The organism is Allobosea sp. UC22_33, assembly GCF_042700715.1.
In the GTDB taxonomy this organism is placed as follows: Bacteria; Pseudomonadota; Alphaproteobacteria; order Rhizobiales; family Beijerinckiaceae; genus Allobosea.
The window spans coordinates 827138-853430 of the sequence record NZ_CP170556.1; the positions used below are offsets into that span (position 1 = coordinate 827138).

A 26293-nucleotide genomic window follows, 5' to 3' on the forward strand; every position below is an offset into this window, starting at 1 on the left:
CACAGCGTCATTCCGGGGCATGGCGAAGCCATGAGCCCGGAACCCAGAACCGATACCCTATCCGAATGATCGGCGGGTTTGCCGAGCCGATGCGAAGATCGGCTTCGGTTCTGGATTCCGGGCTCGGCGCTGACGCGCCGCCCCGGAATGACAGCGGGGGTTCTTCAGCCCAGAATCCCCGGCAGGTTGAGCCCCTTCTCGCGGGCGCAGTCCAGGGCGATGTCGTAGCCGGCATCGGCATGGCGCATCACGCCGGTCGCCGGGTCGTTCCAGAGCACGCGCGAGAGGCGGGCGGCCGCGTCATCCGTGCCGTCGGCGCAGATCACCACGCCCGCATGCTGCGAGAAGCCCATGCCGACGCCGCCGCCATGGTGCAGCGAGACCCAGGTCGCGCCGGACGCCGTGTTGAGCAGGGCGTTGAGCAGCGGCCAGTCGGAGACCGCGTCCGAGCCGTCCTTCATCGCTTCGGTCTCGCGGTTCGGCGAGGCGACCGAGCCGGAATCGAGATGGTCGCGGCCGATCACGACGGGCGCCTTGAGCTCGCCGCTCCTGACCATCTCGTTGAAGGCGAGGCCCAGCCGATGGCGATCGCCGAGGCCGACCCAGCAGATGCGCGCCGGCACGCCCTGGAAGGCGATGCGTTCGCGCGCCATGTCGAGCCAGTTATGCAGATGCGTGTTGCCGGGCGTGAGCTCCTTCACCTTGGCGTCGGTCTTGTAGATATCCTCCGGATCGCCCGAGAGCGCGGCCCAGCGGAACGGGCCGATGCCGCGGCAGAACAGCGGGCGGATATAGGCCGGCACGAAGCCCGGGAAGGCGAAGGCGTTCTCGAGCCCCTCGTCCTTGGCGACCTGGCGGATATTGTTGCCGTAGTCGAAGGTCGGAATGCCCATGTCCTGGAAGGCGATCATCGCCTCGACATGCTCGCGCATCGAGGCGCGGGCCGCGGTCTCGACGGATTTCGGATTGGCCTCGCGCGCCTGCTTCCACTGGCCCATGGTCCAGGCCTTCGGCAGGTAGCCGTTGATCGGGTCATGCGCCGAGGTCTGGTCGGTGACCATGTCCGGGCGGATGCCGCGGCGGACCATCTCGGGCAGGATCTCGGCGCAGTTGCCGAGCAGGCCGACCGACTTCGCCTCGCCGTTCCTGGTCCAGCGGGCTACCATCTCCAGCGCCTCGTCGAGCGTCTCGGCCTTCTCGTCGAGATAGCGGGTACGCAGGCGGAAATCGATCGAGTCCGGATTGCACTCGACGGCGAGGCAGGAGGCGCCGGCCATCACCGCCGCCAGAGGCTGGGCGCCGCCCATGCCGCCGAGGCCGCCGGTCAGGACCCATTTGCCCTTGAGATTGCCGCCATAATGCTGGCGCCCGGCCTCGACGAAGGTCTCGTAAGTGCCCTGCACGATCCCTTGCGTGCCGATATAGATCCAGGAGCCGGCCGTCATCTGGCCGTACATCGCGAGCCCCTTCTTATCGAGCTCGTTGAAATGGTCCCAGGTCGCCCAATGCGGCACGAGGTTCGAGTTGGCGATCAGGACGCGGGGAGCATCCTTATGGGTGCGGAACACGCCGACCGGCTTGCCCGACTGGACGAGTAGGGTCTCGTCGGCTTCGAGCTGGCGCAGCGTCGCGACGATGCGGTCGAAATCCTCCCAGGAGCGGGCGGCGCGGCCGATGCCGCCATAGACCACGAGCTCCTGCGGATTCTCGGCGACATCCGGATGCAGGTTGTTCATCAGCATACGCAGCGGCGCTTCCGTCAGCCAGCTCTTGGCGCTGAGTTCGGTGCCGGTGGCGGGGCGGATGACGCGGGTATTGTCGAGGCGGGTCATGAACGGCTCCGTTCGAGTTCCTTGGCCGCGTCGAGGGCGGCGGCGATGATGGCGGACAAGGCGGTTTGCAAGGCGGCGGCCTTCGGCGCGTCGAAGGCCCAGGGCGCGGTCTCGTCGGTCAGGTAGGCCGAGAGCGCGATTTCCATCTGGAGCGCGTGGACTTGGCTTGAGGGGCGCCCGTAATGGCGCGTGATCCAGCCGCCCTTGAAACGGCCATTGGCGATCTGGGTCAGGTGATGCCCGGCCATCGCGGCGACGGCGGCGGCCTCGACGCTCCCGGCGCAACTCTCGCCGGAATTCGTACCGAGGTTGAGCGTCGGCAGCGTGCCCTCGAACAGGCGCGGGATCACCGACTTGATCGAGTGGCAATCCCACAGCACGCAATAGCCGTGCTCGGCTTTCACCCGCGCGATCTCGGCGGCGAGCTCCGTGTGATAGGGCTGGAAATAGGCCGCCTTGCGCCGCTCGATCTCGTTCGCGTCCGGCGTAGTCTGCCAGATCGGCGCGCCGTCGAAGGTCGTGCTCGGCACGAGTTCGGTCGTCGCCTGGCCCGGATAGAGCGAGACGCCGGCCGGGTCGCGGTTGAGGTCGATGACGAAACGCGAGAGCTGCGCCTCGACGATGGTGGGGGCAAAGCGCTCAGCGAAGCTGTAAAGCTGGCGCATATGCCAGTCGGTATCCTCGACCAGCTTGCCGCGCGCGTTGAGCTGCGTCGCGACTTCCGGCGGAACGCCGGTGCCGGGATGCGGCATCGAGAGGATCAGCGGGGAGGTGCCCCGCGTGACGGTGACGATCTCGGCGCTCATGCGCTGCACTCGGCGAAGCTGTCGAGGCCCGCCGCCTTGCCGACGGCGCCGGAGAGCACGAACTCGGTCGCGGCCGCGAGATCGGGAGCGAGATAGCGGTCCTCGGTCAGCGGCGCGATCTTGCTGCGCAGCAGGGCGAGCACCGGCTCCAGCCGCGCGCTGGTCTTGAGCGGTCGGTGATGCTCGATCGCTTCGGCAGCCGCCATCAGTTCGACGCCGATGATGCTCGCCGCGTTCTTGGCCATGTCGATCAGGCGGAAGGCGCCATGCGTCGCCATCGAGACATGGTCTTCCTGGTTGGCCGAGGTCGGGATGGTGTCGACCGAGGCCGGATAGGCCTTCTGCTTGTTCTCGGAGGCGAGCGCGGCAGCGGTGACCTGCGCGATCATGAAGCCCGAGTTCAGGCCGGCATCGCGGGCGAGGAAGGGCGGCAGGCCGCTCATCACGGGGTCGACCAGCAGCGCCATGCGGCGCTCCGAGAGGTTGCCGATCTCGCAGACGGCCATCGCCAGGATATCGGCGGCGAAGGCGACCGGCTCGGCGTGGAAATTGCCGCCCGAGACGATCTCGCCGGGGCCGAGCACCAGCGGGTTGTCGGTGACCGCGTTGGCCTCGATCGAGAGCGTCGCGGCGACATTCGCCAGCAGCCCATGAACGGCGCCCATCACCTGCGGCTGGCAGCGCAGCGAGTAGGGGTCCTGCACCTTGCTGTCGCCGTGGCGATGGCTCTCGCGGATCGCGCTGCCGGCGATGAGGTCGAGCAGGATCTTGGCGACCTTGATCTGGCCGGGCTGGCCGCGCAGCGTCTGGATGCGTGGGTCGAACGGAGTATCGGAGCCCTTAAGCGCATCGACCGAGAGCGCGCCGGCGACCAGCGCGGCGTCGAAGACGCGGGCGATCGCGGCAAGGCCCGTGAGCGCCAGCGTGGTCGAGACCTGCGTGCCGTTGATCAGCGCGAGGCCTTCCTTGGCGCCGAGCGCCAGCGTGGTCAGGCCGGCGCGCTTCAGCGCCTCGGCTGCCGGCAGCGTCTCGCCCTTCAGGCGGATCTCGCCGTAGCCCATCAGGGCTGCGGTCATATGGGCGAGCGGGGCCAGGTCACCGGACGCACCGACCGAGCCCTTGGCCGGGATCACCGGCAGGGCATCGGCCTTGAGTGCGTTGGTCAGCGCCTCGATCACGATGGGACGCACGCCCGAGGCGCCGCGCGCCAGGCTCGCCGCCTTCATCGCCAGCAGCAGGCGCACCACGCCGTCGGGCAGGGCCGGGCCGGTGCCGACCGCATGCGAGAGGATCAGGTTGCTCTGGAGCTTGGCGAGATCGGCATCGGCGATGCGCACGCTGGCGAGCTTGCCGAAGCCGGTATTGACGCCATAGGTCACGGTGCCGGCGGCGACGATCTCCTCGACGATCTTCTGGCCGGAGGCGATGTTCTTCGCGCTCTCGCCACCGAGCGAGGCGACGGCGCCGTCGAGGATCGCGCGCCAATCGGTGAGATGGGCTGCGCCCGGGTTCAGCGAAACCGTGGTCATTGTCCGTTCCAGATGCGGGTGTGAAGGGGATTGAAACCGATGCGGTAGGCGAGCTCGGCCGGGCGCTCGATCTCCCAGATCGCGAGATCGCAGCTTTTGCCGGATTCGAGCGTGCCGATCTCGTCCTGGAGCCCAAGCGCGGTCGCGGCATGGCGGGTGAGGCCAGCCAGCGCCTCTTCCGGCGTCATGCGGAAGAGCGTGCAGGCCATGTTGAGCACGAGGAGCGGCGAGGTCAGCGGCGAGGAGCCGGGATTGGCGTCGGTCGCCAGCGCGATCGCCGCGCCATGCTTGCGTAGAAGATCGATCGGCGGCTTCTGCGTCTCGCGCAGGAAGTAGAAGGCGCCGGGCAGCACGACCGCGACCGTACCGGCCTTGGCCATGGCGATGACGCCGTCCTCGTCGAGATATTCGAGATGGTCGGCGGAGAGCGCGCCCATCTCGGCTGCGAGCTTGGCGCCATGCAGGTTGGAGAGCTGCTCGGCATGGATCTTGATCGCGAGGCCCTTGGCCTTGGCGGCCTCGAACACGGCCTGGGTCTCTTCGGGCGAGAAGGCGATGCCCTCGCAGAAGACGTCGACCGCATCCGCCAGCTCCTCGGCTGCGACGGCATCGAGCAGAGGTCCGGCGACGAGCGCGGTGTAATTGCCGGAGCGGCCCTTGTATTCCGGCGGCACGGCATGGGCGCCGAGGAAGGTGGTGCGGACGGTGACGGGGCGCTCGCGGCCGATCCGGCGGGCGACGCGCAATTGCTTGAGCTCGGCCTGCTGCTCCAGCCCGTAGCCGGACTTGATCTCGACGGTGGTGACGCCCTCGGCCATCAGCGCCGCGAGGCGCTTGTCCGCAGAGGCGAAGAGCGTGTCCTCGCTCGCCTCGCGCGTCGCCTTGACGGTGGAAAGGATGCCGCCGCCGGCCCGCGCGATCTCCTCATAGGTCGCGCCCTGCAGGCGCAACTCGAACTCATGCGCCCGGTCACCGCCATAGACGAGATGGGTGTGGCAATCGATCAGGCCGGGGGTGATCCAGCGTCCCGCGCAATCGATGGTCTCGGCCGCCTGGAAGGAGGGCGCCGCGCTGCGCGGCCCGGCATAGACGATGCGTCCGTCGCGGGCGGCGATGACGCCGTCCTCGATCGCGCCATAGGGCGCATCGACCGCGGCCGACATCGTCGCCAGCCGCGCATTCGTCCAGAGCTTGTCGCAGACAATCGCTTCACCAGGCGCTTTCGCCACCGTGCGTCCTCCCGCTACTCTTTGAATTGAAGCCATGCTATCCAATTGCATATGCAATTGGCAAGTGGTATTTGCATATGCAATTAAGCGCCAGCGAGCGACGGAGCGAAACGGTGACCGAGACCCTGCATCTGGCCGAGGCTCTTCTGCCCGAAGGCTTTGCCAGCGATGTGAAGCTGACCGTCTCGGACGGCACGATCGCGTCCGTCGAGACTGGGGTGAAGCCGGCGCGGGATCAGAGCAGCTTCTCAGGCATCGCGTTGCCCGGCATGCCGAACCTGCACAGCCATGCCTTCCAGCGCGGCATGGCCGGCTTGTCCGAGCGCCGCGGCGCGCCGGAGGATTCCTTCTGGACCTGGCGCGAGGTGATGTACCGCTTCCTCGACCGGCTCGATCCCGACGACGTGCAGGCCGTCGCGGCACAGGCCTTCGTCGAGATGCTGGAAGGCGGCTTCACCGCGCTCGCCGAGTTCCACTATCTGCATCACGACAAGGATGGGCGCGCCTACGCCAATATCGCGACGATGGGGCAGGCGATCGCCTCGGCCGCGCACGAGACCGGCCTCGGCCTCACGCTTCTGCCGGTGCTCTATCGCTTCGGCAATTTCGGGCAGGCGCCCTCGGTCCATGGCCAGCGCCGCTTCGTCAACGAGCGCGACGCCTATCAACGCCTGTTGGAGGGCAGCGCCGCCGCGATCCGCGACCTGCCCGACGCGCGGCTCGGCGTCGCCCCGCATTCATTGCGTGCCGTCGCGCTCGACGATCTCGGCTGGGTCTCGTCTCTGCGTCCGAACGACCCCGTGCATATCCATGTCGCCGAGCAGGTGCCGGAGGTCGAGGCCAGCCTGAAGATCACCGGCAAGCGCCCGGTCGAATTGCTGATGGACACGATCCCGCTCGACAAGCGCTGGTGCCTGATCCACGCGACGCATCTGAGCGATGCCGAGCGGGACGGCATCGCGCGCAGCGGCGCGGTAGCTGGGCTTTGCCCGATCACCGAGTCCAGCCTCGGCGACGGCATCTTCGATGGCATTCGCTATGCACAAGCGGGCGGCGCCTATGGCGTCGGCAGCGATTCCAACATCCAGATCGATGCGGGCTCGGAACTGCGCCAGCTCGAATATTCGCAGCGCCTGCGCGACCGCCGCCGCGCGCTTTTCGCGGAGGAGAAGGCTTCGACCGGCCTCGCGCTCTGGCAGGCGGCCTGTGCCGGCGGCGCCCGCGCTTGCGGCCGCGCCATCGGTGCCATCGCGCCCGGCCACCGCGCCGATTTCATCACGCTCGACACTGATCATCCGGCTCTGGTCGGCCGCTCCGGCGCCGAGGCCATCGACAGCGCGATCTTCGCCGCCAACGCCATGCCTTTGCGCGATGTCGTCGTCGGTGGCAGGAGGGTGGTGACCGAGGGGCGCCATCTCGCCCGCGATTCGGTGCGCAAGCGCTTTGCCGGCGTGATGCGGCGCCTCCTCGCAACGGAGTAACCAGGGACGACGATGACGGAAACCCGGCTCGACGCGGTGAAACTGGACGGCGCCGGGCCGGTCTATGACCAGATCCGACGGGCGATCCGCGACCTCGTCGTCAGCGGGGAATGGCAACCGGGGACGAGCGTGCCGCCCGAGCATGCGCTGATGGAGCAGCTCGGCGCCTCGCGCATGACCGTGCATCGCGCCCTCGTCCAGCTTGCCCGCGAGGGCTTGATCGTCCGCCGCCGCCGCTCGGGCACTGTGGTCGCAACGCCCCCGGCGAGCCACGCCATGCTCGACATCCTCTCGATCCCGGAAGAGGTGCGCCAGCTCGGCCAGGCCTACGCCTATGAGGTGCTGGCCCGCACCGATGGCCGGCCTTCGCCGGAGGTCGCCGAGCTCTTCGGCCTGAAGCGCTCCGACAAGGTGGCGCATCTCATCGTGCTGCACCGCGCCGACGGCAAGCCCCACGTCCTGGAGGAGCGCGTCATCCATGTAGCCGGCGTGACCGGACTGGCGGATGAGAACTTCGCCGAGACGCCGCCGGGGGACTGGCTGCTGCAGCACAGCCTCTGGTCGCAGGCCGAGCATGCGATCAGCGCGATCGGGGCGGGCGAGGAGCAGGCCGCCCTGCTGGAGATCGCGGAGGGCGAGCCCTGCCTGCTGGTCGAGCGCCGGACCTGGAACCAGTCGCAGTCGGTGACCGCCGTGCGCCTGCTCTATCCCGGCTTCCGCCATCGCTTCGTCGGGCGCTTCGGTCCCTATGGTGCCGCCTGAGGGCAAGGGCTCTCGCTTCCGCGCAAAAGAAAAGGCCCGCCGGTCGGGCGGGCCTTCGTTTTAAGTGATGCTGCCTCAGCAGTCGTAGACGTAGCGGCGGCCCCATTCGTCGCGCCCGTAGCAGCGCTGCGGCGTTGCCGCGCCGCCGATGATCGCGCCGCTCGCGCCGCCGATCGCGGCACCGGCCAGCGCGCCGCCGGCGCGTCCGGTGGCCGCTCCGCCGATGATGGCGCCCGCGCCCGCGCCGATCAGCGCACCCGTGCCGGCATTCTGTTCGCGGGCCGTACAGGCACCCAGTGCAGCGCCGAGTGCCGCAACGAGCAGCAGCTTCTTGATGATCATGGTCTCTCCTCCTCCGTGAGGTAACGGGTCGCTCGAAGCACCCAACAGCGCTGCGCGCTTAAGGTTCCCGCCGGGTCGGCGAACCGCCATCGCTGCTTTCCGGGGGGCTTCGGGTCTGGAGACGGGTTTTGTGTCCGCACAACGGCCGCGAATTTTCCGGGTCGTGCCGGAACCTATCACCCTAGCGCCGGTTGGTGAGGCAAGTCCCGCCGGAGGGCACTTTCTCCGGCATCCCATCGCGAGACAAAGGGGGAAGACGATGACCGATGTTCCCATGACCGCTGCCGCCACGGCCAACCCGTTGATTGCGGGCGCCCGTGTTGCGGGCACCGATATCTACAACACCGCCGGCGACCATCTCGGCGAGATCTACGACGTGATGCTCGACAAGCTGACGGGGAAGGTCGCCTACGCGATCATGTCCTTCGGCGGGTTTCTGGGGCTGGGCGAGAAGTATCACCCGATCCCGTGGAGCGTGCTCGATTACGACACCCAGCGTGGCGGTTATGTCGTCCCGCTGACCAAGGAGCAGCTCGAGGCCGCGCCGATGTATGACAGCGAAGGCGAGCCCGACTGGGACGACAAGGCTTATGGCAAGCGTGTCCACGACTACTACGGCACAATGCCCTACTGGATGATGTGACCGCAGCGCGGTTTCGCGTGAAAGATCGCGATAGATCGACGATTTGAATCGTTTTGGCGCTTCGGGGAAGTGCCGAAACGACCAGAGCGCAGGTCGCGGCGGTTGCTATCCCCCCAGCCGAACCGTCGTGGCGGCGGGATGCGGGCCGAAAGGCCCGCATCTTCTTTTTGGCGTGTACGCCAATACCGGGATTTCGCGGTTTCGCGACCATTTTTCGTCGACCGGCGGGAACAGCTGAGCCTCTTCGCGCGTCTAGTCGGCAGGGAAATACGACGCCCGATGATCCGCCGCAGCCCCTGAGCGAGGCGGTCCGGCCCTCACATCAGGAGAACGTGAGATGCGCATCCGTTACGGCTATCGGATCGAGCTGGTCTGTGCCCATGACATGCCCTTGATCACCTTGCTGGACGTGCATCCGTCGCGCCGACACGATCTGACGACGCCTGACGAGATGAAGCTGACCGCGCTGGCTGATCCCTCCATGCCGATCGCGATGACGCAGGACCTCGACTCTTTCGGCAATATCCGCCGCCGCATGATCGCGCCGCCCGGCGGCATCCGCCTCGAATCGGAGGGGATCGTTCACGATTCCGGCGAGCCCGACATCATCAATCCCATGGCCCGCGAAGTGTCGCCGTCGCGTCTGCCAGATTCGGCGCTCGTCTACCTGCTCGGCAGCCGCTATTGCGAGACCGACAAGCTTTACGATCAGGCCTGGAGCCTGTTCGGCGCAGTCCAGCCGGGCTGGCCGCGCGTACAGGCGATCGTCGATTTCGTCCACAACCACCTGACCTTCGGTTACCATTACGCCCGCAACACCCGCACCGCCGCCGAGGCCTTCGAGGAGCGGATCGGCGTGTGCCGCGACTTCGCGCATCTCGCCGTGGCGCTGTGCCGCTGCATGAATATCCCGGCGCGCTACTGCAACGGCTATCTCGGCGATATCGGCGTACCCGCCAATCCCGCGCCAATGGATTTCAACGCCTGGTTCGAGGTCTTCCTCGGCGGGCGCTGGTATACCTTCGATGCCCGACATAACGAGCCGCGCATCGGCCGCGTCGTCATCGCCCGCGGCCGCGACGCCACCGATGTCGCGATGATCAGTTCCTTCGGGATGCACACGCTGCAGCGCTTCGAAGTCGTCACCGAGGAAGTCGAGGACGTGCCGATGCCGTTGATGCCGCTGGTGCCGCAACAGTTCGACGCCCAACCGGCCGCGGCCTGAGCGCCCTTGCGCGTGGTCGAGCGCCACCCATCTACCTCAGCACCATGCGCTACACCGTCATCGTCAATGCCCGCGCCGGAACGGTTCTCGAAGCCGGCGCCGATGCATTCGCAGCGCGGCTGGCGGCGGCTTTCGCCAACCATGGCTGCGGCGCGGAGGTCAAGCTCGTGCCGCCGCGCGAGATTGACGACGCGCTCTCGCTCGCGATCGAGGACCAGCATGCGCTGCCGGTCCTGGCCGGCGGCGACGGCACGATCAACGGCGCCCTGCCGGTCCTGATCCAGGCCGATCGCCCGATCGGCATCCTGCCGATGGGTACGGTGAACGTGCTCGGCCGTGATCTCGGCCTGATTGGCACGCTGGAGCAGCAGGTTGCGGCGCTGTGTGGCGGGGAGCCGGTCGAGATGGATGTCGGCCGGGTCAACGATCGCCTGTTCCACTCGATCTCCGGCATGGGCTTCTTCAGTCTGATGGCGCGCGAGCGCGAATATGCCCGCCGCCGCTTCCCCTTCAGCCGCGCTGCCGCTTTCGGCGTCGCCGCGACGCGCTCGATCCTGTTCACGCGGCCGGTGACGCTCGACATCACCGTCGGCGACGATCATCGCATCGTCGAGGCGGATGCCGTGCTGGTCACCGTCAACCGCTTCGAAGGTGCGGACTGGCGCCGCCCAAGGCTCGATGACGGTATATTCGAAGTCCATGTGCTCAATGCCGGCGGGCTCTATTCGCGCAGCAAGGCGGCGCTTTCGGTGGTGTCGGGCCATTGGCGCGACTCGCATAACCTGACCTCCTTCACCGGCGACGCCGTGACGCTGATCCGGCGCGACAAGCGACGCGGCCATATCACCTTCGACGGCGAGGTCGAGCGCAAGGCCGGGCCGCTGAGCTACGGCCTGCTGCCGAAGGCGTTGCGGGTGATCGCGGCGCGCCCCGTAAGCCAGTGAATGGAGCCGGTCAGGGCGGCAGAACGCCGCCTGTTCGGCGCTCGCCAGTCCCTGCTAATCTCCACCCCGATCCATCCCGGAGACCGCCTTTCTTGCCTCAGCCTCGTATCCTGGTTCCTGCCGCTGCGGCCCTCGTCTTTCTCGGGCTGGCGCTGCTGATCGTCTCCGGGCGCAGCTTCTCCCTCGATACGACGCTGATCATGCTGTTCCGCGACGCGGCCAATCCGGCGGTTCCGCTCGGGCCGGCCTGGTTCCAGGAGGCGGTGCGCGACATGACGGCGCTCGGCAGCTTCATCGGCCTGTTCTTCATGGCGCTGACGGCGACGCTGGCGCTCTGGCTCTGCGGCTATCGCCATCTCGCGATCGGGCTCGTCGTCAGCCTCGCCGCCGCCTTCCTGGCGAGCACCGGCCTGAAGATCGCGATCGCTCGCGAGCGGCCGGATATCGTCGAGCATGCCGCCTTGACCTTCACCGCGAGCTTTCCGAGCGGCCATGCCTTCCTCTCGGCGGTGACGCTGCTGACCATCGCCGGATTCGTCGGCCTCGCCTCGCGGCGGACGGATATCGCCCGCTTCTGCATGATCATGGCCGTGGTCATGGTCGGCCTAATCGGGCTGAGCCGCATCTATCTCGGCGTGCACTGGCCGTCGGACGTCATCGGCGGCTGGGCCCTCGGCATCGTCTGGTCGAGCGTCGCGACGGCCTGGCTCGGCCGCAGGATGGCGGATTCCGATCCGGCCTGATCGGCTCAGCGCATGTCGATGGTGGCGTTGACGCCGAGATCGGGCGTGCGGCCGAGGATCTTGGCGGTCGCCAGCTTGAAGGCGACGAGGACGCTGCTCGACGGTCCGTCCCAGATTTCGGCCGAGGTCGGCGTCAGCGCCAGCAGCGTCGCGTCGGGATCGTCAGGCCCGTTCGGGAACCAGGCGCTGGCCATCGGCGTCCAGACCTGCCGCAGCGTCTCGCGGCCCGGGACCTCGGAGGCCGAGCAGGAGATCGCGGCGTAGAAATTGCGGTCCTCATGGCTGATCGCCACGCTGACGGAGGGCGAGCGCAGAGCCGCCCCGATGATGCCGGTATGCCGGTGCGTGATGAAGAGCAGGCGATGGTGGTCGCGGTCGAGCTGTCCCGACATCGGCCGGGTCCTGATGTCGCCCTCGGCGACCAGCGAGACCATGTAGACCGGGTGCGCCGCCAGCGCCGCCCAGATGCGTTCCTGCAGTTCGGTGTCGGGCATGGCAACCTCCTGCCGGTGCGATCCTGTCACGCCCGGCCCCGCATGGAAACCGGCCTGTGCGTCATGCCAACGCCGCGCGAGAGGCATCGTTCCCGACTTGTCGGGAACATCGCGACCCGCTCCGCGTTGTGAATGGGCTCGCGGCTCGGCCGCCATTATCGGGAATTGTCCATGGCTCTCTCGCGTAATCTCCTGGCCGTTTTGGTCCTCATCCTCGTCGCCGCGCTCGCGGTGACCGGCTATTCGCTCTACCAGGAGAAGAAGCAGCCCGATGGCGTCGAGATCTCGGTCGGCAAGAACGGGCTGTCGATCAAGGAGAAGTAACCCCGTAGCCATGGCCCACGATGCGGCCAACGGGGAGCGGGCTGCCCAGGGCATTGGCCTTGCCGGTGCAAAGGCGCTAACACCCGAACCACGAACCTGTGTCGTGGGAGAACCAGATGAACGCGCCCTTCAAGAACCTCATCGCCGGCGAATGGGCCGGCGGGTCCAACGCCTCGCGCAACATCAACCCCTCGAACACGAACGACGTCGTCGGCGAGTACACGCAAGGCTCGGCCGAGGACCTGAACAACGCTGTCGCCGCCGCCAAGGCCGCCTTCCCGGCCTGGAGCCGCTCCACCCCGCAGGAGCGCTACGACATCCTGAAAAAGGCCTCCGACGAGATCCTCGCCCGCAAGGACGAGCTCGGCCGCCTGCTTTCGCGCGAGGAGGGCAAGACGCTGGCCGAAGGCATCGGCGAGGCGACCCGCGCCGGCCAGGTCTTCGCCTTCTTCGCCGGTGAGTGCCTGCGCCTCGGCGGCGAGATGGTTCCGTCGGTGCGTCCCGGCGTCGGTGTCGAGATCACCCGCGAGGCGGTCGGCATCGTCGGCATGATTACGCCCTGGAACTTCCCGATCGCGATCCCGGCCTGGAAGATCGCGCCGGCGCTGGCCTGGGGCAATTGCGTCGTCCTCAAGCCCGCCGATCTGGTGCCGGGCTCGGCCTGGGCGTTGGTCGACATCCTTCAGCGTGCCGGTCTGCCCAAGGGCGCGCTCAACCTCGTCATGGGCCGCGGCTCGGTCGTCGGCCAGGCGCTGCTGGAGCACAAGGACGTCTCTGCCATCTCCTTCACCGGCTCGGTCGGGACCGGCCGCAAGGTCGCGGCTGCCTGCATCGCCTCGAACCCGATGAAGAAGGTCCAGCTCGAGATGGGCGGCAAGAACCCGCTCGTCGTGCTGGACGATGCCGACCTAAAGGTCGCGGTCGAGGTTGCCGTCAACGGCGCCTTTTTCTCGACTGGCCAGCGCTGCACGGCCTCCTCGCGCCTGATCGTCCAGGCCGGCATCCACGACAAGTTCGTCGAGGCCTGCATCGAGCGCCTCAAGAGCGTCGTCGTCGACGATGCGCTGAAGGCCGGCACCCATATCGGGCCGGTGGTCGACCAGAGCCAGCTCGACCAGAACCTGAAATACATCCAGATCGCCAAGGACGAGGGCGGCAAGCTGGTCTTCGGCGGCGAGCTCCTGAAGCGCGACACCCCCGGCTTCTACCTGGCCCCGGCGCTGTTCACCGAGACCACCAATGCCATGCGCATCTCGCGCGAGGAGGTCTTCGGACCGGTCGCCAACATCGTCCGCGTCAAGGACTATGACGAGGCGCTGGCCGTCGCCAACGATACCGAGTTCGGCCTCTCCTCCGGCATCTGCACGACCTCGCTGAAGCATGCGACGCATTTCAAGCGCAACAGCGAGGCCGGCATGGTGATGGTCAACCTGCCGACGGCGGGCGTCGATTATCACGTCCCGTTCGGTGGCCGGAAGGGCTCCAGCTACGGCCCGCGCGAGCAGGGCGCCTACGCCAAGGAGTTCTACACCACGGTCAAGACGGCCTACACGCTGGCCTGATCGGTTCGGAACCGATGACGATTCGAGGGCCGCGCCGCGAGGCGCGGCCCTTCTCGTTCAGAAGCCTTCCAGAACGATCTTGCCCTTGGCGCGGTTGCTCTTGATCAGGGCATGCGCCCGCTTGAGATTGCTCGCGTTGATCGTGCCGAAATGCTCGGCCAGCGTCGTGCGGATCTGGCCTTCATCGACCAGCCGCGAGACCTCGGCCAGGAGCTTGCCCTGCTCGCTCATGTCCGCGGTCTTGAACAGCGAGCGCGTGAACATCAGCTCCCAGTGCAGTGACAGGCTCTTGCGCTTCAGCGGATTGACATCGAGCGTCTTCGGATCGTCGATCAGGCCGAACCGTCCCTGCGGCGCCATCAGTTCGACGATGCCCTCCAGATGGGTGTCGCTATGCGTCGTCGAGAAGACGAAGGCCGGCGCGCCGATGCCGAGCGCCGCGATCTGCGCCGGCAGTGGCTTGGTATGGTCGATCACATGATGCGCGCCGAGTTCCTGCGCCCAGGCGCGGGTCTCGGGCCGTGAGGCGGTGGCGATCACCGTGACATCGGTGAGCTGGCGCGCGAGCTGGATCGCGATCGAGCCGACGCCGCCCGCGCCGCCGATGATGAGTAGGGCATGCGCCGCGCCGGGCACGGGCTTGCGGATGTCGAGCCGGTCGAACAGCATTTCCCAGGCGGTGATCGCGGTCAGCGGCAGGGCGGCGGCTTCGGCGAAGCCGAGGCTCTTCGGCTTCTGTCCGACGATGCGCTCGTCGACGAGATGGAATTCCGCATTCGAGCCCGGCCGGTCGATCGCCCCGGCATAGAACACGGCATCGCCCGGCTTGAAGCCGGTCACCTCCGGCCCGACAGCCTTGACGATGCCCGCCGCATCCCAGCCGAGCACGCTGGTCTGGCCTTCCGCCGGCTGGCTGCGAACGCGGACCTTGGTGTCGACCGGATTGACCGAGATCGCCTTGACCTCGACCAAGAGGTCGCGTCCGGCCGCCTTCGGCTCGGGCAGGTCGAGATCGATCAGGCTGGTCTCGGCCGTGATGGGTTGCGATTGGCGATATCCGACGGCGCGCATGGCGTCTCTCCTGCATTGCGATACAGCCGAGATGCGCATAACATCGAAAATACGCAAGAACGCACAATTTCAGCCTATAGTGTCGAAAAGGATACCGTCATGCCGCCGCGCTTCAAGGAGCCCTATTGCTCGGCCGGCTGCCCCGTCGAGGCGGCGCTCGGCCTGATCGGCGGCAAGTGGAAGGGCATCGCGCTCTATCACCTGATGGGCGGCACCTTGCGCTTCAACGAGATCCGCCGGCGCATTCCCGGCGTCACCCAGCGCATGCTGACGACGCAGTTGCGAGAGCTGGAGGCGGACGGCCTGATCGTGCGCGTCGTCTATCCGGAAGTGCCGCCGCGAGTGGAATACAGCCTCTCAGTCAAAGGCCGGACGCTGGAGCCGGTGATCATGGCGCTGAAGAGCTGGGGCGAGGCGCATGCCCGCGCGCCGCAGTCTCAGGCGGCAGAAGCGGCGGCCTGAAGGCTCAGCCGACCGGGACGACGTCAACGGCGACGCCGACCTTCTGCGTGCCCGGCCCGATCACCACACCGTCGAGCGGGGCGACATCGGCATAGTCGCGGCCGAAGGCGGTGACGATATGGTCGTCGGCGACGATCAGGTCGTTGGTCGGATCGAGCCCGACCCAGCCGATCTCCGGCCCGCACCACAGCATCGCCCAGGCATGGCTGGCATCGGCGCCTTCGAGCCGCTTCTGGCCCGGCGGCGGGATGGTGCGGATATAGCCTGAGACATAGGCCGCCGGCAGGCCGAGCCCCCTAAGGCCGGCGATCATGATATGCGCGAAATCCTGGCAGACGCCGTGGCGCTGCTCGAAGGCCTCGGCCAGCGGCGTCGTCACCTCCGTCGCCTCGGGGTCATAGGTGAAATCGCGCCTGATCCGGGCCATCAGTTCGCAGGCCGCTTCCAGCACAGGGCGTCCCGCCTCGAAGCTCGACCGTGCGTAGTCGACCACGACCGGAACCTGCGGCACGAGCCGGCTGGGATAGAGGTGATGTGCCGGCGAATCCGGCGCGAGGCTCCGGGAATCGAGCGCCAGCACAGCGACATCCTCCCAGTTCCGCGTCAGCCCTGCATGGGGCGGCAGCGGCCGGTCGACCTCGATCCGCGCCCGCATCTCGAGCTTCAGCTCGCGATGCGGCTTGGTGATGGTGATCGTGGTCATCTGGTTGCCGAAGAAGCAGATGCCGTTATTGCGCTCGGCCGGGCGGGGTGTGATCAGCAATTCGCTCTTCAGCACGCGCTGGCCGCCCCCGTCGCGCGGCAGCAATCGCAGGATGCAGCGCGAAAAGGGCACCGGCCGGCTGTAGCCGTAGGTGGTGACGTGGCGCAGCTCGTAGATCACGCGATGCTCGTCATCCGCGAGCCTTCGGGGCCGCTGTTCTGAAGGAAATAGCGATCGGCGATCGCGCCCGAGAGCCCCATCAGCAATTGCTCGAACAGCAGGATGCTGGTCCGGTCGAGCCGGCTCGCCTCCATCGTCCGGCAATCGGCCGCGAGCCGCAGCACCAGCCGGCGGGGCGCCTCCAGCATGCCGTCATCGGCAAGCGCCGGCAGGTTGGCGATCTCGGTATCGAGCCGCTCGACCTGGAAGGCGACGGAGCGCGGGTTGTACGGATCGAGCATCACGAGATCGAGCACCGGCTGCAGGCTGGCGCCGAGCAGGTAGCGCGAGCGGTAGGTGATCTGCGAATCCGTCAGGTCGAGCAAGGCGTCCAGGTTGTCGCCGGAGGCGTTGCTGTCGGCGAGTTGCCGGGCGAAGCGGCAGGTCGCGATGCCGCGTTCCAGGCGCCGGCCGATATCGAGGAAGCGCCAGCCATTGCCGCGCACCATGTTCTCCTGGCCGAGGCCGGAGAAGGCGGCGAGCGATTTCAGCGCCCGGTCGGCGATCTCATAGGTCTCGCCCTCGCTCGGCCTGCGGCCGTCCTCGGGATCGAGCTGGTGCTGGAGATCGCCGAACAGCCGCCAGGCATCGACGGAGAGGCGCTCACGAATGACGGAAGCCGTGCGGCGGGCTTCGCGCAGCGAGGCGGCGGCCGAGCCATAATCGTCCAGGCTGTAGATCGCGGCATAGGCCTGCGCTGCCGGTGTCCGCTTCTCCTGCCCGCCGGGTGCGGCACCGGAGGCGACGAGCATGCCGGCGAGCTGGCGCACGGTGTCGTTGCGCCCCGGAGCCGGATCGGGATCGATCTGCCGGCCGAGCAGTGCTCGCACGAGACGCAAGGTCGCCTCGCCGCGCTCCAGATAGCGTCCAAGCCAGAACAGGTTGTCGGCGGCCCGGCTCGGCAGTGTGCCGGTGACGCGGCGGATGCTGACCCGGTCCGGCGTCGGCAGCAGGCTGACCTGGGCGACGGGCTCCTCCGAGGTGACCCAGACGTCGCTGGAGCGCACGCCGTTGCGCATGCTGACGGCGCGGGCATCGGGCTCGTCGGAGATGCGGCAGAACCCGCCCGGCATCACCTTCCAGCCGTCCGGCGTCGCGGCGGCGAAGACGCGCAGCGTCATCGGATGCGGTTCGAGCCGCCCGTTCTGGAAGACCGGCATGGTCGAGAGCCTGACGACCTCCTGTCCGACATAGTCCATGCCGCGCGCCTCGATGCGTTCCCGCAGGGCCGCGCGCTCCGCCTCCGGCAATTCCCCGGCGACAACCTGCGTCGAATCCGCGCCATTGCCGGCGCCGCGGAAGGCAGGCGCAATGCTCATCTCGCCGAGCCGGTCGAGCACGGTCCGGCGTTCCTGCGGCTGCCCGCACCACCAGGTCGCGATATTCGGCAGGATCAAGTCCTGGCCCAGTACATGCCGGGCGAGCGCCGGCAGGAAGCCCATCAGGGCGCGCGCCTCGACGACGCCGGAGCCGAGCCCGTTGGCGACATGGACCTGGCCCTGCCTGACGGCCTCGACCAGCCCGGCGACGCCGAGCGCCGAGCGCGCGTTGAGCTCCAGCGGATCGGCGAAATCGCCGTCGATGCGCCGCCAGATCACGTCGGCCCGTTTCAGTCCGGCGATGGTGCGCACATGCACCCGGCCGTCGCGCATCAGCAGGTCGCCGCCCTCGACCAGCAGGAAGCCGAGATAGCGTGCGAGATAGGCCTGCTCGAAATAGCTTTCGTTGAGCGCACCCGGCGTCAGCAGCGCGATGCGCGGCTCGACGCGCTTGGAGCGCGCGACCAGCCCGGCCCGCAAGCTCTGGAAGAAGGCCGCCAGCCGCTCGATATTCATGCTGCGGAACATGTCCGGAAAGGCGCGCGCCAGCGCCAGTCGGTTCTCCAGCGCATAGCCGGTGCCGGACGGCGCTTGTGTGCGATCCTGCAGCACCCACCAGCGTCCGTCAGGGCCGCGGCCGAGATCGGCGGCATAGAGCTGGAGCGTGCCGCCACCCGCGATGCCGTGAAGCGGGCGCAGGTAATCGGGGGTGCCGGTGACGACGGCGGCCGGCAGATGGCCTTCCGCGATCAATTCGCCCGGCCCGTAGATGTCGTCGAGAACGGTCGAGAGCAGTTCGGCGCGCTGCGTCACGCCGGCGGCGATCACCTGCCATTCCGCCTCGGGGATGACGAGCGGCACATGCGAGAGCGGCCAGGCCCGCTCGCCGACGCCGGGATCGCGCTCGTCGATATCGCCATGGACGCGATAGGAGACGCCGGTGTCGCGAACATGCCGGTCGGCGAGCCCGAAGCGCTGGGTCAATTCGGAGGGCGACAGCGCACACCATCCCGACAGGAACGGCTCCCAATGCGGGCGCACATTGCCGCTGCCGTCGATGAATTCGTCGAACACGCCGGGCAGCGGGCGATAGCCGGCGAGCAGCGCCGCGCGTCGCTCGGCCCTGCTGCGTCCCGATCGGGTGCGGCCCTGCACCGGCATTTCGCGCTAAATCCCTGTCGGGCGCCTCAGGTCCAGCGTGAGCGGGAATTCGGCGCTGCGTTCCTCCGGCGGAATCGCCAGAGGGCCGGGACTATGACCGATCGACTCGAAACGTGCGAGCCGTCTTGCCTCCGCCTCGTAGGAATTGACCGGGGGTGTCTCGTAATTGCGACCCCCGGGATGGGCGACATGATAGACGCAGCCGCCGAGCGAGCGGCCGGACCAGAGATCGACGATGTCGAAGGTCAGGGGCGCATGCACGGGGATCGTCGGATGCAGGCCCGCGGCCGGCTGCCAGGCCTTGAAGCGCACCGCCGCGACGGCCTCGCCGGATGTGCCGGTCTGCGTCATCGGCAGGCGCCGGCCGTTGCAGGTGACGAGATGGCGGCCCGGCACCAGCCCGGTCGCCTTGACCTGCAGGCGCTCGATCGAGCTGTCGACATAGCGCACCGTGCCGCCGATCGCGCCTTCCTCGCCCATGACATGCCAGGGTTCGAGCGCCTGCCGGATCTCGATCTCGACGCCGCCATGCGCGACCTTGCCGAAGAAGGGGAAGCGGAACTCGGCCTGCGCCTCGAACCAGACGGGATCGAAAGCGTAGCCGGCGCGCTGGAGATCGCCGAGCACGTCCTTGAAATCCTGCCAGACCATCTCGGGCAGCATGAAGCGGTCATGCAGGGCGGTGCCCCACCGGACCAGCTTGCCCTCCAGCGGCTCGCGCCAGAACCAGGCGATCAGCGCGCGCAGCAGCAATTGCTGGGCGAGCGACATCCGCGCATCCGGCGGCATCTCGAAACCGCGGAACTCGACGAGCCCGAGCCGGCCGGTCGGGCCATCAGGCGAATAGAGCTTGTCGATGCAGATCTCGGTGCGGTGCGTGTTGCCGGAGACGTCGACGAGGAGATTGCGGAACAGGCGATCGACCAGCCAGAGCGGGATCGGCTTCTCGCCGGGCTTCGGCACCTGCGCCAGCGCGATCTCCAGTTCGTAAAGCCCATCCTGCCGGGCTTCGTCGATGCGCGGCGCCTGGCTGGTCGGGCCGATGAACAGGCCGGAGAACAGGTAGGACAGGGACGGGTGCCGGTTCCAGTAGAGGATGATGCTCTTCAGCAGGTCCGGCCGGCGCAGGAAGGGCGAATCGGCCGGGGTCACGCCGCCGAGCACGACATGGTTGCCGCCGCCGGTACCGGTATGGCGGCCGTCAACCATGAACTTCTCGGCGCAGAGCCGCGCCAGCCGCGCCTCCTCATAGACGCCCTGCGTGATGGCCGCAGCCTCGCGCCAATCCGTCGCCGGATGGATATTGACCTCGATCACGCCGGGATCGGGCGTCACCTTGATGACGTCGAGGCGCGGGTCGAAGGGCGGCGCATAGCCCTCGATATGCACGGGCTGGCCAAGCTCTTCCGCCACGGCTTCGACCGAGGCGACGAGGTCGAGATAATCCTCCAGCCGCTCGACCGGGGGCAGGAAAACGCAGAGCACGTTGTCGCGGATTTCGAGGCTGAGCGCGGTGCGGACATGATCGCCGCCGATCTCCTGCTCGCGCCGGTCCTGGACGGGGCCTGACGCGGCCGTCGCCCCGATGCTCATCTGCGCGGGGCCGGGCCGCTCTTCCGTGGAAGCCGGCTCTGCCGGCCGCGCTTCGGGATGATCGGTCCAGCTCGCTCCGACCGGCCCGGCCGCCGCCAATGGCGGGCGCGGCTCCAGCGGGTCCTGCGGGTAGATATGCGGATACGCGGCCTTGGGCACGACCGGCAGCGAACCCAGTGGCAAACGGTAGCCCACCGGCGAGTCGCCAGGCACGAGGAAGAGCTTGCCGCGGCGCAGCTTCCACTTCTCGGAGCGCCAGCGCGGGTCGCTCGCGCCGGCCTGCCAGCGCTGCACCGGGATGACATAGCCGCGCGGATTGCCGAGGCCGAGCTCGAAGACCCGCGCCATCCGCGAACGTTCCTCCGGATCGGAGAGGCGCGAATCCAGCGGATCGACATTGTCGGGGAGCTGCGCCTCCTTGAGCAGCCAGACGCCGGTATCCTCATAGGCCGGCATGACGTAATCGGCGCCGAGCCCGAGCTTTTCGGAGAGCCCCTGCGCCAGGGCCTCGGCATCGCGGATGGTCGCTGTGACCTCCAGCTCGCGGTCGCCGCCTGTCTGCGCCTCCGGCTCGCGGGCGATCAGATCGGCGTTGCGCCAGATCGGCTGGCCGTCGCGGCGCCAGTACAAGGCGAAGGCCCAGCGCGGCAGGGTTTCGCCCGGATACCATTTGCCCTGGCCGTAATGCAGCATCCCGCCCGGCGCGAAGCGCGCGCGCAGGCGCCGGATCAGGGTGTCGGCGCGCTGGCGCTTGGTTGGCCCGACGGCGGCGATGTTCCATTCTTCGCCAGTCTGGTCGTCGATCGAGACGAAGGTCGGCTCGCCGCCCATGGTGAGCCGGACATCCTGTGCCTTGAGATCGGCCTCGACCTTCTCGCCGAGCGCATCGAGCTCGGTCCAGGATGCATCGGAGAAGGGCAGGGTGATGCGCGGCACCTCATGCACGCGCGTCACGCTCATCTGGAAGTCGAACGTCGTCTCGGCATAGCTCGCCACGCCCGAGACCGGTGCGGCCGCGCGGTAATGCGCCGTTGCCGCCAGCGGCAGGTGGCCTTCGCCGGTGAGCAGCCCCGAGGTCGGATCGAGCCCGACCCAGCCCGCGCCGGGAATGTAGACCTCGGCCCAGGCATGCAGGTCGGTGAAGTCCTTGTCCGTGCCGCGCGGGCCTTCGAGCGGGTCGATGTCCGCCTTCATCTGGATCAGGTAGCCGGAGACGAAGCGCGCCGCGAGGCCGAGATGCCGGAGCGCCTGGACCAAAAGCCAGCTCGTGTCGCGGCAGGAGCCCGAGCCGATCGAAAGCGTATGCTCCGGCTCCTGCACGCCGGGCTCCATGCGGATGCCATAGGCGATCCGCCGCTGCAGGCGCGCGTTGAGGTCGACGATGAAGTTGACCGTGTTCATCGGTTCGCGCGGCAGTTCGGCGAGGAAGGCCGAGAGCAGCGGCCCGGCCGGCTCCTTCGCCAGATAGGGCGCGAGCTCCTCGGTCTGCTCCGGCGTATAGGCGAAGGGGAAGGTATCGGCCTGCGCCTCGACGAAGAAGTCGAAGGGATTGATGATCGACAGCTCTGTGACGACGTCGACCTCGATCCGGAATTCCATGACCGGTTCGGGAAAGACAAAGCGCGCCAGCCAGTTGCCGGCCGGGTCCTGCTGCCAGTTCACGAAATGCTGCGCCGGCGTGACCTTCAGCGAATAGCTCTCGATCGCGGCGCGGCAATGCGGCGCCGGCCGCAGCCGCACGATCTGCGGCCCGAGCGTGACCGGCCGGTCGTAGCGATAATGCGTGGCATGGTTCAGCGCGGCGATGATGGCCAAGTTTCGCCCCCTAGTCCGAGGCGATAGCCGCCTGCAACGTCAGGTTAGCGAGGCGGTTGGCATGCGCAAGGCGTTGCGAGCGCCCGGATGGCGCTGAGGCCCCGTCTTACTGCTCAAGAGATGTGCAAAATGATCCACTCCGCCCTTCGGATCGCCGTTGGTCGACTGGACAGTCACACCGGACTGGTTGCAGATAGCGCCCAACGGGCGGCAAGCGCCCGCGCAACACGAACGATGGGGAACGCAATGCGTCACGTAGCCAAATTGATGGCGGTTTCGGCCTTTACGGCCCTGATGTCGACCACCGCCGCCTTCGCGCAGACGCCGAAGGACACGATCGTGATGGCCAAGCAGATCGACGACATCATCACGCTCGATCCGGCCGAGGCTTTCGAGTTCTCGGGCGTCGAGGTCGGCGCGAATGTCTACGACAAGCTGATCAACATCGACATCTCCAAGAACAACGAGCTGATCCCGGATCTCGCCGAGAGCTGGAGCGTCGCTCCCGACAATCTGACCTACACGTTCAAGCTGCGCAAAGGCGTCAAGTTCCACTCCGGCAACCCGGTGACGGCCGCCGACGTGGTCTATTCCTTCCAGCGCGCGGTCACGCTCAACAAGTCGCCCGGCTTCATCCTGCGCCAGTTCGGCTTCGTCGCTGAGAACGTGCTCGACAAGGTCAAGGCCGTCGACGAGAACACCGTCCAGATCACGGTCTCGAAGCCCTTCGCGCCGACCTTCTTCTATAACTGCCTGACCTCCGGCGTCGCCGCCATCGTCGATTCCAAGCTGGTCAAGGCCAACGAGAAGGACGGCGACTGGGGCAATGGCTGGCTGAAGCTGAACTCGGCCGGCTCCGGCGCCTACAAGGTCCGCAGCTACCGCCCGAACGAGCAGTATACGCTGGACGCCAACGAGACCTGGTTCCGGGGCGCGCCGAAGAGCAAGCGCATCGTCGTGCGCCATGTCGCCGAGCCGGCCTCGCAGCGCCTCCTCGTCGAGAAGGGTGACGTGGACATCGCCCGCAACCTCTCGAAGGACCAGCTCGCGGCGGTCAAGACCAACGACGCGATCAAGATCGTCCAGGGCGACAAGGGTTACATCCTCTATCTCGGCCTGAACCAGAAGAACCCGAACCTGGCCAAGCCCGAGGTCCGCGAGGCGCTGAAGCTGCTGGTCGATTACGGCTCGATCGAGAAGAACATCCTCGAGGGCACCTACAAGGGCCACGAGTCCTTCCTGCCGCAGGGCTTCCTCGGCGCGATCTCGGACAAGCCCTACCAGCTCAACGTCGCCAAGGCGAAGGAGCTGCTCGCCAAGGCCGGCCTCAGCAACGGCTTCACCGTGACCATGGACACCCGCTCGGTCTCCCCGATCACCGATATCGCGCAGGCGATCCAGGCGACCTGGGCCCAGGCCAACGTCAAGCTGGAGATCGTCCCCGGCGACGGCAAGCAGACCCTGACCAAGTACCGTGCCCGCACCCACGACATCTATATCGGCCAGTGGGGCCCGGACTATCTCGACCCGCACACCAATGCCGAGACCTTCGCCATCAACGAAGACAATGGCGAAGAGGCGAAGTCGAAGACGCTGGCCTGGCGCAATGCCTGGAACATCCCGGAGATGACCAAGGTGACGCAAGGCGCCGTGCTGGAAGCGGACGCGGGCAAGCGCAAGACCACCTATGAAGGTCTGCAGCGCGAGCACCAGAAGGTCTCGCCCTTCGTCATCATGTTCCAGCAGATCGAGGTCTCGGCCGAGCGCAAGAACGTGAACGGCTGGGTCATCGGACCGAGCTCCGACACCAACCGCTACGCCACCATCGTCAAGAACTGAGGCCTGTGAGGGCCGGGAACCGCCGCGGCATCATGATGCCGCGGCGGATTTCCTTTGGCGGTAGGGCATTGTCATCCCGGGCGACCGAAGGGAGACCCGGGATCCATGCCTGAGCGGCCATCGGCCACGCTCTGGAATGGATCCCGGGTCAAGCCCGGGATGACCCCGTGGTTCCGTGAAAATCAACGAACTCTAGAAACGGAGGCGGGTCATGACAGCCGTGACACAAGCTCCCCCAGCCAAGGCGGCGGCGTCGGGAAGGCTCGGCCGCTGGAGCCGCGCGCTTTCGCGCGAGCTGACGACCGTGGTCATCACCATGTTCGGCCTGCTGCTGGTCACCTTCTTCATCGCCCGCGTGATCCCGATCGATCCGGTGCTCGCGGTGGTCGGTGACAACGCCCGGCCCGAGACCTATGAGGCGGCGCGCATCGAGCTCGGTCTCGACAAGCCGCTCTGGCAGCAATTCGCCATCTATATCGGCAAGGTCTTCACCGGGAATCTCGGCACCTCCGTGCTGACCTCGAACCCGGTCGTCGAGGACATCAAGCGCGTCTTCCCGGCGACGCTGGAGCTTGCCACACTGGGTACGCTGATCGGCGTCCTCATCGGCGTCCCGCTCGGCATCCTCGCCGCCGTCAACCAGGGCCGCTGGCAGGACCAGGTCGCCCGCGTCGTCGGCCTCGTCGGCTATTCCGTCCCGGTCTTCTGGATCGGCCTGATGGCGCTGCTGCTGTTCTACGCCAAGCTCGGCTGGGTCTCAGGCCCAGGCCGTATTTCCGTGGTCTGGCAGGACATCGTCACCACCCGCACCGGCGTCATCATGATCGACGCCGCGCTGGAGGGCGAATGGGAGGCGTTCTGGGACGCGCTCTCGCACCTGATCCTGCCGGCGCTGGTGCTTGGCCTGCTCTCCGTCGCCTATATCAGCCGCATGACGCGCAGCTTCATGATCACCGAGCTGCAGCAGCAATATGTCATCGCCGCCCGGGTGAAGGGCGTCTCCGAGACCGCCGTGATCTGGCGCCACGCGCTGCGCAACGCCGCCGTGCCGCTCTTCACCGTGATCGCGCTCTCCTACATGCATCTGCTGGAGGGTTCGGTGCTGACCGAGACGATCTTCGCCTGGCCGGGCCTCGGCCGTTATCTCACCAATGCGCTGCTCAACGCCGACATGAATGCGGTGCTCGGTGGCACGCTGGTGGTCGGCGTCGTCTTCATCGCGGTCAATCTGCTGACCGACATCATCGGCCGCCTGGCCGATCCGCGCGTGCGCTGAGGAGCAGGACATGAGCGATACCTCCTCTCCCGGCCTGCATGCCTGGCTGATCAGCGACTCACCTGAGTCGCGCCGCCAGGCCCGTCTCGGCCAGCTCTACCGGCAATGGCTCGCCTTCAAGCGCAACCCGATGGCCGTGGCGGGCCTCGTCATCATCGTCCTGCTGCTGCTGATCGCCGCCTTTGCGCCTGTCATCGCGCCCTTCGATCCGATCGCCCAGGCGCTCGACAAGCGGCTCATGCCGCCCTCGGCCACCAACTGGTTCGGCACCGATGCGCTCGGGCGCGACATCTTCAGCCGCATCGTCTACGGCACCCGGATCACGCTGGTCATCGTGCTGCTGGTGGTCGTCACCGTCGGCCCCTTCGGGCTGCTGATCGGCGCGATCTCCGGCTATTACGGCGGCTGGGTCGACCGTCTGCTGATGCGCATCACCGATGTCTTCCTCGCCTTCCCGCGCCTCGTGCTGGCGCTGGCCTTCGTCGCGGCGCTCGGCCCCGGCATCGTCAACGCCATCATCGCCATCGCGATCACGACCTGGCCGCCTTACGCCCGCGTCGCCCGCGCCGAGACGATGGTGATCCGCAACCAGGACTACATCGCTGCGATGCGCCTGCAGGGCGCCTCGCAGGCGCGCATCATCTGGAAGCATGTCGTGCCGATGTGCATGTCCTCGCTGATCGTGCGCACCACCTTCGACATGGCCGGCATCATCCTGACCGCCGCCGGCCTCGGCTTCCTCGGCCTCGGCGCGCAGCCGCCCATGCCGGAATGGGGCGCGATGATCTCGGCCGGCCGCGAGCAGATCTTCGACCAGTGGTGGGTCGCGACCTTCCCCGGCGTCGCGATCTGCATTGTCGCGCTCGGCTTCAACCTGCTCGGCGACGGGCTCCGCGACGTCATGGATGCGAGGTAAGTC

Annotated in this window: 22 protein-coding genes; 12 read left to right on the forward strand and 10 right to left on the reverse strand. The window is 67.5% G+C overall.

Annotated features, from left to right (window positions below; genetic code table 11):
* Positions 1 to 164: 164 nt before the first annotated feature.
* Genes hutU through hutI form a run of 4 tightly spaced genes read right to left on the reverse strand, consistent with a single transcriptional unit; the run spans position 165 to position 5330 of the window.
* Entirely contained in the window at positions 165 to 1832 is a 1668-nt protein-coding gene (hutU, locus tag ACFJGT_RS03885) for a urocanate hydratase (protein ID WP_377846058.1), read from the reverse strand.
* Positions 1829 to 2638 (reverse strand): N-formylglutamate deformylase, encoded by an 810-nt coding sequence (gene hutG, locus ACFJGT_RS03890; RefSeq protein ID WP_377846060.1) that lies wholly within the window; start codon positions 2636 to 2638, stop codon positions 1829 to 1831. Before hutG ends, hutU begins: the two co-directional genes overlap by 4 nt.
* Complete coding sequence (gene hutH, locus ACFJGT_RS03895; protein WP_377846062.1) at positions 2635 to 4167, reverse strand: histidine ammonia-lyase; 1533 nt, start codon at positions 4165 to 4167, stop codon at positions 2635 to 2637. Before hutH ends, hutG begins: the two co-directional genes overlap by 4 nt.
* Positions 4164 to 5330, reverse strand: a complete 1167-nt coding sequence (hutI, locus tag ACFJGT_RS03900) for an imidazolonepropionase (RefSeq protein ID WP_377848917.1) — start codon at positions 5328 to 5330, stop codon at positions 4164 to 4166. The genes hutH and hutI overlap by 4 nt, the downstream gene beginning before the upstream one ends.
* 179 nt (positions 5331 to 5509) lie before the next feature.
* On the opposite strand from hutI, the gene ACFJGT_RS03905 reads away from it, so the two are divergent.
* Positions 5510 to 6877: a formimidoylglutamate deiminase gene (locus tag ACFJGT_RS03905; RefSeq protein ID WP_377846064.1), complete on the forward strand. Its 1368-nt coding sequence runs from the start codon at positions 5510 to 5512 to the stop codon at positions 6875 to 6877.
* 12 nt (positions 6878 to 6889) lie between these two features.
* Complete coding sequence (locus tag ACFJGT_RS03910; RefSeq protein ID WP_377846066.1) at positions 6890 to 7639, forward strand: UTRA domain-containing protein; 750 nt, start codon at positions 6890 to 6892, stop codon at positions 7637 to 7639.
* A gap of 75 nt (positions 7640 to 7714) precedes the next feature.
* Here ACFJGT_RS03910 and ACFJGT_RS03915 read toward each other — a convergent pair whose 3' ends face one another.
* Positions 7715 to 7981: a glycine zipper domain-containing protein gene (locus tag ACFJGT_RS03915; RefSeq protein WP_377846068.1), complete on the reverse strand. Its 267-nt coding sequence runs from the start codon at positions 7979 to 7981 to the stop codon at positions 7715 to 7717.
* Between the two features lie 259 nt (positions 7982 to 8240).
* Here ACFJGT_RS03915 and ACFJGT_RS03920 point away from each other — a divergent pair, with 259 nt between their 5' ends.
* From ACFJGT_RS03920 to ACFJGT_RS03935, 4 genes are all read left to right on the forward strand, one after another.
* Positions 8241 to 8624, forward strand: coding sequence for a PRC-barrel domain-containing protein (locus ACFJGT_RS03920; RefSeq protein ID WP_377846070.1), 384 nt, complete (start codon positions 8241 to 8243; stop codon positions 8622 to 8624).
* 337 nt (positions 8625 to 8961) lie between these two features.
* Entirely contained in the window at positions 8962 to 9849 is an 888-nt protein-coding gene (locus tag ACFJGT_RS03925; RefSeq protein WP_377846072.1) for a transglutaminase family protein, read from the forward strand.
* Between the two features lie 44 nt (positions 9850 to 9893).
* Complete coding sequence (locus ACFJGT_RS03930) at positions 9894 to 10793, forward strand: diacylglycerol/lipid kinase family protein (RefSeq protein ID WP_377846074.1); 900 nt, start codon at positions 9894 to 9896, stop codon at positions 10791 to 10793.
* A 92-nt stretch (positions 10794 to 10885) separates the two neighbouring features.
* Positions 10886 to 11536, forward strand: coding sequence for a phosphatase PAP2 family protein (locus ACFJGT_RS03935; RefSeq protein WP_377846076.1), 651 nt, complete (start codon positions 10886 to 10888; stop codon positions 11534 to 11536).
* Between the two features lie 5 nt (positions 11537 to 11541).
* On the opposite strand, the gene ACFJGT_RS03940 is transcribed toward ACFJGT_RS03935, so the two are convergent.
* On the reverse strand, positions 11542 to 12030 hold the full coding sequence (locus ACFJGT_RS03940) for a pyridoxamine 5'-phosphate oxidase family protein (protein WP_377846078.1): 489 nt from the start codon (positions 12028 to 12030) through the stop codon (positions 11542 to 11544).
* A gap of 171 nt (positions 12031 to 12201) precedes the next feature.
* On the opposite strand from ACFJGT_RS03940, the gene ACFJGT_RS03945 reads away from it, so the two are divergent.
* Positions 12202 to 12354 carry a hypothetical protein gene (locus ACFJGT_RS03945; RefSeq protein WP_173047845.1) on the forward strand — a complete coding sequence of 51 codons (153 nt, stop codon included), beginning with the start codon at positions 12202 to 12204 and terminating at the stop codon, positions 12352 to 12354.
* Positions 12355 to 12470: 116 nt separating this feature from the next.
* Positions 12471 to 13916: an aldehyde dehydrogenase family protein gene (locus ACFJGT_RS03950; RefSeq protein ID WP_377846081.1), complete on the forward strand. Its 1446-nt coding sequence runs from the start codon at positions 12471 to 12473 to the stop codon at positions 13914 to 13916.
* A gap of 57 nt (positions 13917 to 13973) precedes the next feature.
* Here the strand turns inward: ACFJGT_RS03950 and ACFJGT_RS03955 are convergent, their stop codons facing one another.
* The gene (locus ACFJGT_RS03955; RefSeq protein ID WP_377846083.1) at positions 13974 to 14987 is read right to left on the reverse strand and encodes a zinc-binding alcohol dehydrogenase family protein; all 1014 of its coding nucleotides are present in this window, start codon (positions 14985 to 14987) and stop codon (positions 13974 to 13976) included.
* Between the two features lie 99 nt (positions 14988 to 15086).
* On the opposite strand from ACFJGT_RS03955, the gene ACFJGT_RS03960 reads away from it, so the two are divergent.
* Positions 15087 to 15449, forward strand: coding sequence for a winged helix-turn-helix transcriptional regulator (locus tag ACFJGT_RS03960; protein ID WP_377846086.1), 363 nt, complete (start codon positions 15087 to 15089; stop codon positions 15447 to 15449).
* 4 nt (positions 15450 to 15453) lie between these two features.
* Here ACFJGT_RS03960 and ACFJGT_RS03965 read toward each other — a convergent pair whose 3' ends face one another.
* The 3 genes from ACFJGT_RS03965 to ACFJGT_RS03975 are packed head-to-tail and all read right to left on the reverse strand — an operon-like array spanning position 15454 to position 22259.
* Positions 15454 to 16332 (reverse strand): transglutaminase N-terminal domain-containing protein, encoded by an 879-nt coding sequence (locus tag ACFJGT_RS03965; protein ID WP_377846088.1) that lies wholly within the window; start codon positions 16330 to 16332, stop codon positions 15454 to 15456.
* The gene (locus ACFJGT_RS03970; RefSeq protein ID WP_377846090.1) at positions 16329 to 18851 is read right to left on the reverse strand and encodes a circularly permuted type 2 ATP-grasp protein; all 2523 of its coding nucleotides are present in this window, start codon (positions 18849 to 18851) and stop codon (positions 16329 to 16331) included. The genes ACFJGT_RS03965 and ACFJGT_RS03970 overlap by 4 nt, the downstream gene beginning before the upstream one ends.
* Positions 18852 to 18857: 6 nt before the next feature.
* On the reverse strand, positions 18858 to 22259 hold the full coding sequence (locus ACFJGT_RS03975) for a DUF2126 domain-containing protein (RefSeq protein WP_377846092.1): 3402 nt from the start codon (positions 22257 to 22259) through the stop codon (positions 18858 to 18860).
* A 246-nt stretch (positions 22260 to 22505) separates the two neighbouring features.
* Between ACFJGT_RS03975 and ACFJGT_RS03980 the strand changes: the two genes are divergently transcribed.
* The 3 genes from ACFJGT_RS03980 (at position 22506) to nikC (ending at position 26290) form a co-directional block, all read left to right on the forward strand.
* The gene (locus ACFJGT_RS03980; protein ID WP_377846094.1) at positions 22506 to 24098 is read left to right on the forward strand and encodes an ABC transporter substrate-binding protein; all 1593 of its coding nucleotides are present in this window, start codon (positions 22506 to 22508) and stop codon (positions 24096 to 24098) included.
* 211 nt (positions 24099 to 24309) lie between these two features.
* The gene (locus tag ACFJGT_RS03985; protein WP_377846096.1) at positions 24310 to 25374 is read left to right on the forward strand and encodes an ABC transporter permease; all 1065 of its coding nucleotides are present in this window, start codon (positions 24310 to 24312) and stop codon (positions 25372 to 25374) included.
* A gap of 10 nt (positions 25375 to 25384) precedes the next feature.
* Positions 25385 to 26290, forward strand: coding sequence for a nickel transporter permease (nikC, locus tag ACFJGT_RS03990; protein WP_377846098.1), 906 nt, complete (start codon positions 25385 to 25387; stop codon positions 26288 to 26290).
* Positions 26291 to 26293: the final 3 nt, after the last annotated feature.

Bases quoted from the DNA above. Each gene is read 5' to 3' on its own strand.
- hutU (WP_377846058.1), bottom strand. From the start codon at position 1,832: ATGACCCGCCTCGACAATACCCGCGTCATCCGCCCCGCCACCGGCACC.
- hutG (WP_377846060.1), bottom strand. From the start codon at position 2,638: ATGAGCGCCGAGATCGTCACCGTCACGCGGGGCACCTCCCCGCTGATC.
- hutH (WP_377846062.1), bottom strand. From the start codon at position 4,167: ATGACCACGGTTTCGCTGAACCCGGGCGCAGCCCATCTCACCGATTGG.
- hutI (WP_377848917.1), bottom strand. From the start codon at position 5,330: ATGTCGGCCGCGGTCGATGCGCCCTATGGCGCGATCGAGGACGGCGTC.
- ACFJGT_RS03910 (WP_377846066.1), top strand. From the start codon at position 6,890: ATGACGGAAACCCGGCTCGACGCGGTGAAACTGGACGGCGCCGGGCCG.
- ACFJGT_RS03915 (WP_377846068.1), bottom strand. From the start codon at position 7,981: ATGATCATCAAGAAGCTGCTGCTCGTTGCGGCACTCGGCGCTGCACTG.
- ACFJGT_RS03920 (WP_377846070.1), top strand. From the start codon at position 8,241: ATGACCGATGTTCCCATGACCGCTGCCGCCACGGCCAACCCGTTGATT.
- ACFJGT_RS03925 (WP_377846072.1), top strand. From the start codon at position 8,962: ATGCGCATCCGTTACGGCTATCGGATCGAGCTGGTCTGTGCCCATGAC.
- ACFJGT_RS03930 (WP_377846074.1), top strand. From the start codon at position 9,894: ATGCGCTACACCGTCATCGTCAATGCCCGCGCCGGAACGGTTCTCGAA.
- ACFJGT_RS03940 (WP_377846078.1), bottom strand. From the start codon at position 12,030: ATGCCCGACACCGAACTGCAGGAACGCATCTGGGCGGCGCTGGCGGCG.
- ACFJGT_RS03945 (WP_173047845.1), top strand. From the start codon at position 12,202: ATGGCTCTCTCGCGTAATCTCCTGGCCGTTTTGGTCCTCATCCTCGTC.
- ACFJGT_RS03950 (WP_377846081.1), top strand. From the start codon at position 12,471: ATGAACGCGCCCTTCAAGAACCTCATCGCCGGCGAATGGGCCGGCGGG.
- ACFJGT_RS03955 (WP_377846083.1), bottom strand. From the start codon at position 14,987: ATGCGCGCCGTCGGATATCGCCAATCGCAACCCATCACGGCCGAGACC.
- ACFJGT_RS03960 (WP_377846086.1), top strand. From the start codon at position 15,087: ATGCCGCCGCGCTTCAAGGAGCCCTATTGCTCGGCCGGCTGCCCCGTC.
- ACFJGT_RS03970 (WP_377846090.1), bottom strand. From the start codon at position 18,851: ATGCCGGTGCAGGGCCGCACCCGATCGGGACGCAGCAGGGCCGAGCGA.
- ACFJGT_RS03980 (WP_377846094.1), top strand. From the start codon at position 22,506: ATGCGTCACGTAGCCAAATTGATGGCGGTTTCGGCCTTTACGGCCCTG.
- ACFJGT_RS03985 (WP_377846096.1), top strand. From the start codon at position 24,310: ATGACAGCCGTGACACAAGCTCCCCCAGCCAAGGCGGCGGCGTCGGGA.
- nikC (WP_377846098.1), top strand. From the start codon at position 25,385: ATGAGCGATACCTCCTCTCCCGGCCTGCATGCCTGGCTGATCAGCGAC.